Source organism: Paracoccus sulfuroxidans (assembly GCF_007830335.1).
In the GTDB taxonomy this organism is placed as follows: domain Bacteria; phylum Pseudomonadota; class Alphaproteobacteria; order Rhodobacterales; family Rhodobacteraceae; genus Paracoccus; species Paracoccus sulfuroxidans.
Genome location: NZ_VLKU01000007.1, coordinates 219,108 through 232,436, shown reverse-complemented (window position 1 = coordinate 232,436; position 13,329 = coordinate 219,108). Strand labels below are relative to the sequence as shown.

The window sequence follows — 13,329 nt, the reverse complement described above, 5'->3', positions numbered from 1 at the left end:
GCTTGATTCGAGTCACAGATCAGATTTCTGGACCAAAGTATGAACCATTTTCGGTCCGGATTTTCCTGTCAGGAAACAGATTAACCCGGCAGTTCAAACACGGTCAGCTGACCGCCAAGTTCGGTGTATTGCGACAGCGAGGCATAGCCACCGACCGCACCCAGACCTTCGTTCGGGTTGGTCAGACCAGCTGCCAGACCGATGCCGGCCCAGCCGCCAACGCCCGACAGGACGCCGATGTACTGCTTGCCACCATGCTCATAGGTCATGACGTTGCCGATGATGCCCGACGGCGTCTTGAACTTGTAAAGCTCTTCGCCGGTGTCGGCGCTGACGGCCTTCAGATAGCCCTCAAGCGTGCCGTAGAAGACGACATCGCCCGCCGTGGCCAGAGCGCCCGACCACACCGAGAACTGCTCGGGCAGCGACCACTTGATCTCACCCTTGGTGTTGTCCCAGGCGATGAAGTTGCCCATGCCGCCATGGCTTTCCGGTGCCGGGAACATCGAGAGCGTGGCGCCCACATAGGGCTGGCCTGCGGTGTAGGCGACGCGGAAGGGTTCGTAGTCCATGCAGACGTGGTTGGTCGGCACGTAGAACAGGTTGGTCTTCGGCGAGAATGCCGCAGGCTGCATGTCCTTCGAGCCGAGCGCCGCCGGGCAGATGCCGGTGGTGTTCTCGTCTTCGCCGTTCTGGCTGGTCGAGTATTCCGCCACGACCTGCGGACGGCCGTATTGATCCGAGGCCGGATCCATCACGACTTCCGTCGCCCAGTTGACGGCCGGGTCGAATTTCTTCGCCACCAGCAGCTCGCCCGTTTCGCGGTCCAGCGTATAGCCGAAGCCGTTCCGGTCGAAGTGGGTCAGCAGCTTGCGCTCGACCCCGTCCATGGTCTGGTTGGTCAGGATGTTCTCGTTGACGCCGTCATAGTCCCATTCGTCATGGGGCGTCATCTGATAGAACCACTTGGCCATGCCGGTGTCGGCATCGCGGGCCATGATGGTCATCGACCACTTGTTGTCACCCGGACGCTGCGAGGGGTTCCAGGTCGAGGGGTTGCCGGTGCCGTAATAGACGAGGTTGGTGTCCGGATCATACGAGAACCAGCCCCAGATGGTGCCGCCGCCGATCTTCCACTGATCGCCTTCCCAGCTGTTGAGCGAGCTGTCCTTGCCGATCGGCTTGCCCAGAACCATGGTCTTTTCCGGGTCGACCAGCATTTCGTCATCGGGGCCGGTCGAATAGGCTTTCCACGCGACCGAACCGTCTTTCAGGTTCAGCGCGGTGGCACGGCCACGGACGCCGTATTCACCGCCCGAGATCCCGACCATAAGCTTGTCCTTGACCGGCATGGTGGCCATGGTCAGCGTCTCGCCGATGGCCGGATCGCCGATCTTGGTCTGCCATTTCACTTCGCCGGTCTTGGCGTCCAGCGCCACGACCGTGGTGTCGGCCTGCGGCAGGAAGACCATGCCGTCCGCATAGGCCAGGCCGCGGCTGACGGTGTCACAGCACATCACGGCGATGACGTTCGGGTCCTGCTGCGGCTCATATTTCCACAGGATCTTGCCGTCATTGTTCAGGTCCAGCGCGAACACATTGTTCGGGAACGGGGTGTGGACATACATCACGTCGCCGATGACGAGGGGCGAGCCCTCATGGCCACGCAGGACGCCGGTCGAGAAGCTCCACGCGACGCGCAGATCCTTCACGTTGTCCTTGTTGATCTGGTCGAGGGTGGAATAGCGGGTGTTCGCATAGTCGCCGGTCTGGATCGCCCATTGTTGGGGCTTGGCGATCTCGGCCATGACGCTTTCATTGGCAAGCGCCGCCGTGCCCGACAGCATTAGAGCGATGCCAGCGCCCTTGATCATCGATTTCATTTGATTCCTCCGCGTTGGTGGAACGGGCGCAACAACGAGGGCACCTCGGTCCATAAGCGAAGTCTTTGGGCAGTTCTCCAACCGGTCAACGCGGCTGCGAGTCTTCTGGCCCTAAAGTATTAGGGAAACTAGGCAAAAGGTCGGGAAAGACTTCCCGACCTTTGTGCTTCAATAGGTTAGCCCAGACGCTCGGCGTGCCACTGGATGTGGTCGCCCATGAAGGTCTGCACGAAGTAATAGCTGTGGTCATAGCCTTCCTGCATGCGGAAGACGCCCGGCTGACGGCGGGCCGCCATGGCCTCGGCCAGGGCTTCCGGCTTCAGCAGGTCCAGGAACTGGTCGCTGGCACCCTGATCGATCAGAATCTCGCCCGGGTAGCCGCGTTCGCGCATCAGAACGGTGGAATCATGCGCCTGCCACTTGCTTTCGTCGCTGCCCAGATAGGCGGTGAACTGCTTGCGGCCCCAGTCCGATTTCGAGGGGTTGGCGATCGGCGCGAAGGCCGAGACCGAGCGATACCGCTCGGGGAAGGTCATCGCGATGGTCAGCGCGCCATGGCCGCCCATCGAGTGGCCGGTGATGCCCTGCGCGTCGCGGTCCAGCGGGAAGTTCCCGAAGACCAGCTCGGGCAGTTCATGCGTGATGTAGTGCCACATCTTGAAATGCGGCGACCAGGGCGATTCGGTCGCGTCGACATAGAAGCCCGCGCCCTGCCCCAGATCATAGGCGTCGTCATTGGCCACGCCTTCACCACGCGGCGAGGTGTCAGGGAAGATCACCGCGATCCCGGCCTCGGCCGCCCATTCCTGCGCGCCCGCCTTGGTCATCGCATTCTCATGCGTGCAGGTCAGGCCCGACAGATACCACAGCACCGGAACCTTGCGATGCTGCGCGTCCGGCGGCAGGTAGATGGCGAAGGTCATCTCGGTGCCGGTGGTCTGGGATTTGTGCTTGTAGACGCCCTGCGTGCCGCCAAAGCTGCGGTTTTCGGAAACGGTCTCATAGGCCAAGGTCATGGCTGTCCTCCTGTAAGGTCCTGAAACATGACCAATGCGTCGACATAGCCATGTTTGGGGTGAAGAAAGGCGGCTGGCAGCCGGCCCACAATATCAAAGCCGGCCTTCTGCCACGAATGAACGGCATCGGCATTGGTCGAAACGACGAAATTGAACTGCATCGCGCGGAAGCCCTGCTCGCGCGCCCAGGTCTTGGCATGCGCAACCAGCGTCTTGGCCACGCCGCGCCCGCGCGCATCGGGATGCGTCGCAAAGCTGGCGTTCGCCACATGCGAGGCGGCTCCGGGGCGGTTGCGGCCCACATGGCTGGTGCCAAGGATACGCCCGTCCACCTCGGCCACGAAGGCGGTGAAGGGCGTCTGGAACCAGTCCAGCAGCGCATCCTCGCGCGAGATGTCGGTGGGGATGCAATAGGTCTCCCCGGCCCGATAGACGGGCGCGAGGATGGACCATATCGCGTCGTGGTCGTCAGAGGTGGCGGGCCGGACAAGAGCCTGCCCGCTGGTCGAAGTCATTTCAGCTCATCCACGGTGCGGATGACCTGGCCCAGCAGGCCGTAGTCCAGCGCCTCCTGGGTGTTCAGCCAGAAGTCGCGCTGCGTGTCCTTCTCGATCCGTTCGATGGACTGGCCGGTCGCATCGGCAAAGATCTGGTTCAGACGGTCGCGCATCTGACGCACCTGCTCGGCCTGGATCATCATGTCCGAGGACGTCCCTCCGATCCCGCCCGAGGGCTGGTGCAGCAGGAAGCGCGTGTTGGGCAGGCAGTAGCGGTTTTCCTTCTTCGCCGCGACGAAGATCAGCGCGCCTGCCGATGCCACCCAGCCTGAGCCGATGGTGCGCACGGTCGGGCGGATGAACTTGATCACGTCATGGATCATGTCGCCCGATTCCACATGCCCGCCGGGCGAGGAGATCAGCATGTTGATCGGCTTGTCGCCATCTTCGGCCAGCGCCAGAAGATGCGCGACGGTCCGCTGGGCCAGCTTGTCGTTGATCTGGCCTGCGACGATCACCGTGCGCGATTTGAAGTAGAGCTTGCCGATCTTGTCGCCTTCCGGCAGGCCCAAGCCTTCTTCCTTCGGCGCGTCCTGACGGGGCTCGTCATCGTCGTCGTCATCGTCGTCGTCCAGAATGAAGTGCTTCGCCATGATCGGTCCTTTCATGTTGACGGCGGAGCCGGTTCCCCGTCCCCGCCGCCTTTTACCTAAGCAGTGCTTTCCGATCAGTAAAGGACGACCGCGCGGATCGATTTGCCCGCGTGCATCAGATCGAAGCCCTTGTTGATCTCATCCAGCGACAGCGTGTGCGTGATCATCGGATCGATCTCGATCTTGCCGTCCATGTACCAGTCGACGATCTTCGGAACGTCGGTCCGGCCACGGGCGCCGCCGAAGGCCGAGCCCTTCCAGACGCGGCCGGTGACCAGCTGGAACGGACGGGTGCTGATCTCAGCGCCAGCCGGTGCCACGCCGATGACGATCGACTGACCCCAACCGCGGTGGGTGCACTCCAGCGCCTGACGCATCACGTTGATGTTGCCGGTGCAGTCGAACGAGTAATCCGCGCCGCCGATCTGGTCGAACGGGGTTTTCGTCAGGTTGACGATTTCCTGCACGACGTTGTCGGTGTTCTTCGGGTTGATGAAATGGGTCATCCCGAAACGCTCGGCCATCTCTTTCTTGCCGTCGTTCAGGTCAACGCCGATGATCATGTCGGCGCCAGCCAGACGCAGGCCCTGGATGACGTTCAGGCCGATGCCGCCCAGACCGAAGACCACGGCTTTCGCGCCGATTTCGACCTTGGCGGTATAGATCACCGCGCCGATGCCGGTGGTGACGCCGCAGCCGATGTAGCAGATCTTGTCGAAGGGCGCGTCTTCGCGAACCTTGGCGACCGCGATTTCCGGCAGCACGGTGTAGTTCGAGAAGGTCGAGCAGCCCATGTAGTGATAGATCGGCGTGCCATCCAGCATCGAGAAGCGGGTGGTGCCATCGGGCATCAGGCCCTTGCCCTGAGTGGCGCGGATCTGGTGGCACATGTTGGTCTTGCCCGACAGGCAGGACGCACACTGGCGGCACTCGGGGGTGTAAAGCGGGATCACGTGATCGCCCGGCTTCACGCTGGTCACGCCGGGGCCAACCTCAACCACGATGCCTGCGCCTTCATGGCCCAGGATCGACGGGAACAGGCCCTCGGGGTCAGCGCCCGAAAGGGTGAATTCGTCCGTGTGGCAAATGCCGGTCGCCTTGATTTCAATCAGAACCTCACCGGCCTTCGGGCCTTCGAGGTTGACCTCCATGACTTCCAGCGGCTTGCCTGCCTCGACGGCAACGGCGGCACGAGTTCTCATAATTTGCTCTCCTTAAGAATGCGTCGGCCTTGCAGGCCTGCTGTATTTCATGGCGTCGGGGGCCGGTAAACCGACCCCCTGTAGAATCCCGGCGGGATCAGGCCCATCAGGCCGGCAGGGCGCCGGACTTCTTGGCGACATGAGTCGCAATGGCGTCCATCAGGGGCGGCGACAGCGCGTCGTAGGGTTCAAGCCCAAGCTCGCGCAGACGCGCACGGATACCGTCCATGCGGCTGGGATCGACACCCGATTCGATGACCGAGCTGACGAATGCCGCGAATTCCGGAGCCGACCAGCCGGTCTGGTCCGAAAGTTCGGTGTGCACGAAGTCGAGACCGTAGAACGGATGTTCCTTGTTCTCGATGCGGCCGTACATGTGCACGCCGCAATCCTTGCACTTGTGGCGCTGGATCGGCGCGTCCTTGTTGACGATCTCGAGCTTTTCTTCGCCCTGCGTCACCGAAACCGCATCGCGGCCGACAACCGCAACCTGCGAGAAGATCGCGCCTTCCGGCTTCCAGCACTTGGTGCAGCCACAGACGTGGTTATGCGCCGTCTGCGACTTGACCGAAACCTTGACCGGATTCGAGCCGCACTTGCAGTGCAGTTCGCCGCCGGTAAAGCCCGGATTGCCCGGCTTCACGCCGTTATCGACTGCGGGATGGATTTTCACCCCAGAAGTATCTGCCATGGTCCTTCCTCCGATAGACCTTGTAATCACGGCAGGTTTGCCCTCTGGCGGGTCAGGTACAAGCTAGCCAAAGGTTGTAACTGGCGGATCAGCCGACGCGGCGCAGGAAAGCGCGGGTCCGCTCGTCCCGGGGATTGTCGAAAATCTGCGCCGGAGGGCCCTGTTCGACGATGCGGCCGCCCTCCATGAAGACGATCCGGTCGGCGATTTCACGCGCGAACTGCATCTCATGCGTGACGATCAGCATGGTCTGACGCCCGTCTGCGACGCGCCGGATCAGGTCCAGCACCTCGCCCACCCATTCCGGGTCCAGCGCCGAGGTCGGCTCGTCAAAGAGCATCAGGTCCGATTCCATTGCCATCGCCCGGCCGATGCCGACGCGCTGCTGCTGCCCGCCGGACAGCGCGGCGGGATAGCTGCCAGCTTTGTCCGAAAGGCCGATATCGGCCAGAATCCGGTCGGCCCGGCGGTTCGCCTCAGCCAAAGGTATGCCACGCACGCCGATCAGACCCTCGGTGATGTTTTCCCGGGCGGTCTTGTTGGCGAAAAGCGCGTAATGCTGAAAGACAAAGCTGGTGCGCCGCCGCAGGGCCAGAATCTGCTGGCGCGTCACCGTCGCCGCATCGACCGTCAGATCGCCAATGCGGATGACGCCTGCCTCAGGCCGGTCGAGATAGTTCATGCAGCGCAGAAGCGTCGACTTTCCCGTCCCCGAGGGGCCGATGATCGCCACCCGCTCTCCCGCTTTCAGGCGCAGGTCGATGCCGTTCAGCACCGTCAGCGGGCCGAAGCTTTTCCTGAGGCCCGTGACCGAGATTTCGCAATCCGCATTCATCGCTGAAAGGCCCTTTGCATGCGGCGTTCAAGGATGCGCTGCACGAAGGACAGCGCCTCGACGATGATCCAATACATCAGCGCGACGACCAGAAACGCCTCGAGATACAGGAAACTGCCCGCCGCCTCTTTCTGGGCCGCGCCCATCATCTCGGTCACGCCCAGCGTGAAGGCCAGCGAGGTCGATTTGATCATGTCGATGAAATAGTTCAGCAGCGTTGGGGCGGCGATGCGCGCCGCCTGTGGTAGGATGATCCGGCGCAGCATGCGCGCGCGGGTCATCCCCAGCGACTCGGCGGCCTCCCACTGGCTGCGGTCGACGCCCAGAATCGCGCCGCGAATCGATTCCGCCATATAGGCCGAGAAATGCAGAGTCAGGCCGATGATCGCCGCGGTGATGCCGTCGATCTGGGTCAGCGAAGCAAAGATGCGCGGCAGGCCGTAGTAGAACAGGAACAACTGGACCAGCAGCGGGGTGCCGCGGAAGAAGCTGATGAACAGCCCCACCGCCCAGTCGACCACCGGAACGCGCTGGATCCGGATGATCGCCAGAAGGACCGACAGGACCAGCGCACAGACCATGGCAATCGAGGCCATGGTCAGCGTCAGCGGAACATAGCGCAGAATGATCGGTGCCAGTTCGGCCATATAGGCCCAGTCGATCCCTTGCATGGCTTACTGATCAAGCGGCTTGGTCACGTCCGACTCCAGCCACTTCTGCGAGATTTCGGCCAGCTTGCCGTTTTCCTTCAGCTTGGTGATGGCGGCGTCGACCTCGGTCCGCAGCTTCTCGCCCGCCTCGTCCTTGCGGAAGGGCAGCGCGTTGCGGATCTCATCGAAGGGCTGGCCAGCCTGCTCAAGCTGCAGCGGGCTTTTCGCGATCACCTGCCCGGTCGAGACGCGGTCCATGACAAACGCGTCGACGCGGCCAAGGGCGACGTCCTGTTCGAAATTCGTCTCATAGGTCTTGATGTTGATATCTGCCGCATTCGGCAGGCCGCGCAGCAGTTCCTCGAAGTTCGAGCCGAGGTTCACGGCCACGGTCTTGCCCGACAGGTCGTCGGTGCTGTGGATGCCCTTGGGGTTGCCCTTCTGCACGACGACCTGCGCGCCGTCATAGACATAGGGCTGGCTGAAGGCGAATTTCGCCTCACGCTCGGGCGTGACGGTGATCTGGTTGGCGACAGTGTCGATGCGCCCGGCCTCCAGTGCGCCGATCAGCCCCGAGAACGACATGGTGACGAATTCGATGTCATGCCCGGTCTCCTCCCCGATGGCGTTCAGGAAATCGACCTCGAAGCCCTGCAGCTTGTCAGCGCGCACGAAGGTGAAGGGGAAATAGCCCCCCGACATGCCAACCCGGATGGTGTCGGCGAAGGCGGGTGAGGTTGCGGCCAAGGCCAGGGCCAGTGCGGCGAAAAGCGGCTTCTTCATCGAAGATCTCCTATATTTCAGACACCTGACTTGCGCATCCGCCGCGCAAAGAGCAAGGCGCGCCAAGGGCCACCCTGCAAATAGGTAAGCCATTCCGAAGCCAATCCCTCAAGGGGAAAGTTGTTCCATGGGACGCGACGGCGGCGCGAACCTTTGGTCGCGAATTCAGCGGGAAGGCGCGATCAGGTCTCGGGCCGGGTGATCAGATAGGCGGCGATCAGCGTGCAGATCGTCGCCTGTGCGGCCACCAGCCGCAGGTCGAGTCCCAGCCAGAGCCCCCAGCCCACGCCACAGGCCATGGCCAGCGTGGCCCAGACCTTGGTCATGCGGGTGATGACGCCGCGCTCTTGCCAGGCGCGGATCGGCGGGCCGAATTGCGGGTGATGCAGGATGCGGTCGCGCAGCCGGTGGGACGAACGTGAGAAGGCCCAGACCGCAACGATCAGAAAGGGCACGGTCGGCATGACCGGAAGCACGGCACCGATGAAGCCCAGCGCAAGCGAGACCCAGCCAAGCGTCAGGCACAGATACCGCATCTCAGGCCGCCAGCTCGCGCAGGATGGCGTTCAGCACGGGCCGCCCCTCCGAGGTGGCCGTCAGACGGTCGCCCTGCAGGCGGACCAGTCCGAGGCGCTGAAGGTCATCCAGCGCGGTCTGGGGCAGCCGGGTGCCCGACAGCGCCTCATAGCGGGGGATCTCCATCCCCTCGACCAGCCGCATCGACATCAGCAGATATTCCAGCGCCCGGTCCGGCAGCGCCAGGGGGGCGCGCAGGCTGTCGCCATTGCCGCGCTGCTCGACCGCCTCCAGCCACGCACCGGGGGCGCGATGGGCCTCGGTCGCCAGACGCCCCTGAGGCAGCGTCAGGCGGCCATGCGAGCCCGGCCCCACCGCCGCCCAATCACCCTGCCGCCAATAGACCAGGTTGTGACGGCTTTCCGAACCGGGGCGCGCGTGGTTCGAGATTTCATAGGTCGGCATCCCCGCCGCCTCGCAGATCTCTTGCGTATCAAGATACATATCCGCCGACAGGTCATCATCCGGCAGGCCCTTCAGCCCGCCCGCCGCGTGGCGCGCGCCGAAGGCGGTCCCCGGCTCGATGGTCAGCTGATAGGCCGAGAGGTGGTCGACGGCCATGGCAAGCGCCTCGCGCAACTCGCGCCGCCAGTGCTGGCGGTCCTGATCCTGTCTGGCATAGATCAGATCGAAGCTGACGCGGTCAAAGCTCGCGCGGGCAATGTCGAAGGCGGCGCGCGCCTCGGCGGCGGAATGCATCCGGCCCAGCCGCTTCAGGTCCGCGTCGTTCAGGGCCTGCACGCCCATCGACAGGCGGTTGACGCCCGCCTGACCATAGGCGCGGAAACGGCCCGCCTCGACGCTGGTGGGGTTCGCCTCCAGCGTGATCTCGACATCATTGGCGAAGGGCCAGGCCTCGCGCGCCGCCTCGATCACGGCGGCCACGGTTTCCGGGGCCATCAGGCTGGGCGTGCCGCCGCCGAAGAAGATGCTGTTGAGCACCCTGCCCCCGGTCTCGGCCCCCAGCCGCGCGATCTCGGTGCGATAGGCGCGCAGCCAGCGGTTCTGGTCAATCGTGGCCGAGACATGGCTGTTGAAATCGCAATACGGGCATTTCGCCGCGCAGAACGGCCAGTGGACGTAAAGCCCAAAGCCACCGCCGCGCCAGTCCTGCTGAGGGTCTGGCGCGGTCGGGCTGGCGGTCATGGCTGGCTGTGTGGTGGTCATTCCTTCAACGCAGTGACTTCGATCTCGACCTTCATTTCGGGTCTGATCAGCCCCGCGACAACCATCGTGGCCGCAGGAAGCGCATCTTTCATTGCGTCACCCAGCACGGGCGCGATCTCATCGACCAAGGCGGGGTCGGTGATCGTGTACTGGACGCGCACGATATCGGCGGGCGCAAAGCCCGCCTCGGCCAGCGTGGCAAAGATGGTCGTGAAGCAGTTCCGGGCCTGTTCAGCCGCGGATTCGGGCATGGACATGGTGGTGTAGTCATAGCCCGTCGTGCCCGAGACGAAACACCACGGTCCCTTGACCACCGCCCGGCTGTAGCCAAGCGCGGTCTCGAAGGGCGATCCGGTCGAGATCCTACGCAAACAGCACCTGCAACTTGCGGAACGCATCGGCGCGATGGCTGATGTCGTTCTTCTGCTCCGGCGTCATTTCGGCATAGGTGCGGTCATGGCCATCGGGGACGAAGATCGGGTCATAGCCGTGGCCCTGAACGCCGCGCGGCGGCCAGACCAGATGGCCGGGGGCGACGCCCTCGAAGATCTCTTCATGCCCGTCCGGCCACAGCATGACCAGCGTGGCGCGGAATTGGGCGGTGCGGGGGTGCGGGACGCCCTTGGCCTCCAGCTCGTCCCAGGTGCGGGTCATGGCCTGCAGGAAGTCGCGGCCATTGGGCGTCTCGGCCCAGTCGGCGGTATAGACGCCCGGCGCGCCATCCAGCCCGTCAACGGTGATGCCGCTGTCATCGGCCAGCACCGGCAGGCCGGTCGCCTCGACCGCCGCCCGCGCCTTGATGCGGGCGTTGCCGATGAAGCTGTCCTCGGTCTCGGGCGGCTCGGCCAGGCCAAGCTCACCCGCGCTGGTGACCTCGATGCCGTGCGGGGCAAACAGGGCGCGCATCTCCTCGAGCTTGCCCTTGTTATGCGTCGCGATCAGCAGCTTCTTCTCGCTGAGTTTCCTCATGCCAGAGCGGCCTTCTGCGCCGCCACCAGCGCAGCGATCCCGCTGTCGGCCAGATCCATCAGCTGCGTCATTTCCTCGCGCGAGAAGGTCGAGCCCTCGGCCGACATCTGCACCTCGATCAGGCGACCGCCGCCGGTCATCACGAAATTGCCGTCGGTGCCCGCCTCGCTGTCCTCGGCATAGTCGAGATCCAGAAGCGGCTGGCCTGCATAGACGCCACAGGAAACGGCAGCGACATGGTCGATGATCGGATCGCTGCTGACCAGACCGGCCTGGATCAGCTTGTTGACCGCCAGACGCAGCGCGACCCAGCCCCCGGTGATCGAGGCGCAGCGCGTGCCGCCATCGGCCTGAATGACGTCGCAGTCGACAACAATCTGCCGCTCACCCAAAGCCCGCCGATCCACACCCGCACGCAGCGAGCGGCCGATGAGGCGCTGGATTTCTTGCGTGCGACCGGTCTGCTTGCCCGCAGCGGCCTCGCGCCGGTTGCGGCTGTTGGTGGCGCGCGGCAGCATGCCGTATTCCGCCGTCACCCAGCCCTGCCCCGAGCCCTTCAGGAAGGGCGGTGCCTTGTCCTCGATGGTGGCAGTGCACAGCACATGGGTTTCGCCGCAGCGGATCAGGCACGAGCCCTCGGCGTGGCGCATTACCCCGGTTTCAATTGAAATCGGGCGCATATCACTTAAATTTCTGCCAGAGGGCCGCATAATGAATTCCTTTCCGGGGTTTTGCTGTCAAATACAGGTCGCGACCCCCTGACCGCAACCCGTGAACGCCCGTATCATCGCCATGACAGACCAACCGCTTCTTTCCGAACTCAACGACCGCTCGCGCGAGGTGTTTCGCCGGGTGGTGGAATCCTATCTGGCGACGGGAGAGCCGGTCGGCTCGCTGAACCTGACGCGGGACATGACGCAAAAGGTCAGCCCGGCCACGATCCGCAACGTGATGAAGGACCTTGAGATGCTGGGCCTGCTGGGCAGCCCGCATGTCTCGGCCGGGCGGGTGCCGACGCAGCTGGGCCTGCGGCTGTTCGTCGACGGGCTGATGGAGGCCGGGCCGCTGTCGAACGCTGACCGAGAGCTGATCGACGAAACGCTGGGCGAGGAAAGCGGCGACACCGGGACCATGCTGGACCGGGTCAGTACGGCGCTATCCTCGCTGACGCGCAGCGCCTCGCTGGTGCTGATGCCCAAGCAAGAGGCGCCGCTGCGCCATATCGAATTCGTCAGCCTTGGCCCCGACCGCGCACTGGTCGTGCTGGTCTTTGCCGATGGCCGCGTCGAGAACCGCGTCTTCACGCCCCCTATCGGCCACACCGCCAGCGCCATGCGCGAGGCCGCGAACTTCCTGAACGCCATCGCCGAGGGGCGGACGCTGAGCGACCTGCGCGCGGGCATCGCCCGCGACATCTCGAACGCGCGCCAGCAGCTGGATCAGGTTGCGGCCGAGCTGGTCTCATCCGGGCTCGCGCTGTGGGACGGCGGTGAGTTTGATCCCCGGCTGATCGTGCGTGGGCGCGCGAACCTGCTGGCCAATGAAGAAGCCGACCTTGACCGCATCCGCACACTCTTCGATGACCTTGAGCGCAAGCGCGACATTGCCGAGTTTCTGGAGCTGGCCGAGCATGGTGAAGGTGTGCGGATTTTTATCGGTTCAGAAAACACGCTTTTTTCACTTTCGGGTTCTTCTGTCGTGGTTTCACCCTATATGAATGCGGACCGAAAGATTGTAGGCGCTGTGGGCGTGATCGGACCGACGCGGCTGAATTATGGCCGCATCGTCCCGATCGTCGACTATACGGCACAGCTTGTCGGGCGGGTTCTGTCCGGCCGGAAAGGATGATGAAAAGATGACGAAGGAAAACCCGAACGGCGAAATGCCGCTTGATGAGAACGACCTCGCCGACCCCCTGGCCGATCAGGATCTGGGCCCGGATGTGGACGCGATCGTCGCCGAGCGGGACGAGTATCGCGACCGCTTCATGCGCGCGTTGGCCGATGCCGAGAACTCGCGCAAACGCGCCGACCGCGACCGCCGCGAGGCCGAGCAATATGGCGGCAGCCGTCTGGCCCGTGACCTGCTGCCGGTGCATGACGCCCTGACCCGCGCGCTTGACGCCGCAGGCGATGAGCAGCGCGCCAGCGCCGCCGCCCTGATCGAAGGGGTCGAACTGACCCTGCGCGAGTTGAACAACATCTTTTCCAAGCACGGCATCACGGTCATCTCCCCCGCCGTGGGTGAGAAATTCGACCCAAAGATTCACGAAGCGATGTTCGAAGCCCCCGTCCCCGGCACCGTCGCCGGCCACATCATTCAGGTGATGGACAATGGCTTCATGCTGCATGACCGCCTGCTGCGCCCGGCCAAGGTCGGCGTCAGCTCGATGCCCGCGAACTGATCG

The 13,329-nt window shown here is 63.8% G+C and carries 16 protein-coding genes; 2 read left to right on the top strand and 14 right to left on the bottom strand.

The genetic code is table 11. From position 1 onward, the window contains the following. Positions 1-80 precede the first annotated feature (80 nt). From IQ24_RS12755 to rph, 14 genes are all read right to left on the bottom strand, one after another. A complete protein-coding gene (locus IQ24_RS12755; RefSeq protein WP_145398396.1) occupies positions 81-1,883 on the bottom strand; it encodes a methanol/ethanol family PQQ-dependent dehydrogenase in 1,803 nt (600 codons plus the stop codon). 176 nt (positions 1,884-2,059) lie between these two features. Beyond that, positions 2,060-2,899 (bottom strand): S-formylglutathione hydrolase, encoded by an 840-nt coding sequence (fghA, locus tag IQ24_RS12750; RefSeq protein WP_145398394.1) that lies wholly within the window; start codon positions 2,897-2,899, stop codon positions 2,060-2,062. After that, positions 2,896-3,414: a GNAT family N-acetyltransferase gene (locus IQ24_RS12745; RefSeq protein WP_145398392.1), complete on the bottom strand. Its 519-nt coding sequence runs from the start codon at positions 3,412-3,414 to the stop codon at positions 2,896-2,898. The genes fghA and IQ24_RS12745 overlap by 4 nt, the downstream gene beginning before the upstream one ends. Beyond that, positions 3,411-4,049 (bottom strand): ATP-dependent Clp protease proteolytic subunit, encoded by a 639-nt coding sequence (locus IQ24_RS12740; RefSeq protein WP_145398390.1) that lies wholly within the window; start codon positions 4,047-4,049, stop codon positions 3,411-3,413. The genes IQ24_RS12745 and IQ24_RS12740 overlap by 4 nt, the downstream gene beginning before the upstream one ends. 74 nt (positions 4,050-4,123) lie before the next feature. Then, on the bottom strand, positions 4,124-5,251 hold the full coding sequence (locus tag IQ24_RS12735) for an S-(hydroxymethyl)glutathione dehydrogenase/class III alcohol dehydrogenase (RefSeq protein WP_145398388.1): 1,128 nt from the start codon (positions 5,249-5,251) through the stop codon (positions 4,124-4,126). 106 nt (positions 5,252-5,357) lie between these two features. Further along, a complete protein-coding gene (gene gfa, locus IQ24_RS12730) occupies positions 5,358-5,942 on the bottom strand; it encodes an S-(hydroxymethyl)glutathione synthase (protein WP_145398386.1) in 585 nt (194 codons plus the stop codon). An 88-nt stretch (positions 5,943-6,030) separates the two neighbouring features. Then, entirely contained in the window at positions 6,031-6,777 is a 747-nt protein-coding gene (locus IQ24_RS12725) for an amino acid ABC transporter ATP-binding protein (protein ID WP_145398384.1), read from the bottom strand. After that, positions 6,774-7,448 (bottom strand): amino acid ABC transporter permease, encoded by a 675-nt coding sequence (locus IQ24_RS12720; protein ID WP_145398382.1) that lies wholly within the window; start codon positions 7,446-7,448, stop codon positions 6,774-6,776. Before IQ24_RS12720 ends, IQ24_RS12725 begins: the two co-directional genes overlap by 4 nt. Before the next feature lie 3 nt (positions 7,449-7,451). Further along, complete coding sequence (locus IQ24_RS12715; protein ID WP_145398380.1) at positions 7,452-8,210, bottom strand: amino acid ABC transporter substrate-binding protein; 759 nt, start codon at positions 8,208-8,210, stop codon at positions 7,452-7,454. A 182-nt stretch (positions 8,211-8,392) separates the two neighbouring features. Further along, positions 8,393-8,746, bottom strand: a complete 354-nt coding sequence (locus IQ24_RS12710) for a YbaN family protein (RefSeq protein ID WP_145398378.1) — start codon at positions 8,744-8,746, stop codon at positions 8,393-8,395. Between the two features lies 1 nt (position 8,747). Further along, complete coding sequence (gene hemW / locus IQ24_RS12705) at positions 8,748-9,953, bottom strand: radical SAM family heme chaperone HemW (RefSeq protein WP_242008154.1); 1,206 nt, start codon at positions 9,951-9,953, stop codon at positions 8,748-8,750. Next, positions 9,950-10,324, bottom strand: a complete 375-nt coding sequence (locus IQ24_RS12700) for a RidA family protein (RefSeq protein ID WP_145398376.1) — start codon at positions 10,322-10,324, stop codon at positions 9,950-9,952. The genes hemW and IQ24_RS12700 overlap by 4 nt, the downstream gene beginning before the upstream one ends. Beyond that, complete coding sequence (gene rdgB / locus IQ24_RS12695; RefSeq protein WP_145398374.1) at positions 10,317-10,922, bottom strand: RdgB/HAM1 family non-canonical purine NTP pyrophosphatase; 606 nt, start codon at positions 10,920-10,922, stop codon at positions 10,317-10,319. Before rdgB ends, IQ24_RS12700 begins: the two co-directional genes overlap by 8 nt. Next, positions 10,919-11,632, bottom strand: a complete 714-nt coding sequence (gene rph / locus IQ24_RS12690; RefSeq protein ID WP_145398373.1) for a ribonuclease PH — start codon at positions 11,630-11,632, stop codon at positions 10,919-10,921. The genes rdgB and rph overlap by 4 nt, the downstream gene beginning before the upstream one ends. Before the next feature lie 82 nt (positions 11,633-11,714). Between rph and hrcA the strand changes: the two genes are divergently transcribed. Both hrcA and IQ24_RS12680 read left to right on the top strand, forming a co-directional pair. Continuing rightward, on the top strand, positions 11,715-12,770 hold the full coding sequence (gene hrcA / locus IQ24_RS12685; RefSeq protein ID WP_145398371.1) for a heat-inducible transcriptional repressor HrcA: 1,056 nt from the start codon (positions 11,715-11,717) through the stop codon (positions 12,768-12,770). Between the two features lie 7 nt (positions 12,771-12,777). Then, a complete protein-coding gene (locus IQ24_RS12680; RefSeq protein ID WP_199756562.1) occupies positions 12,778-13,326 on the top strand; it encodes a nucleotide exchange factor GrpE in 549 nt (182 codons plus the stop codon). Positions 13,327-13,329 lie beyond the last annotated feature (3 nt).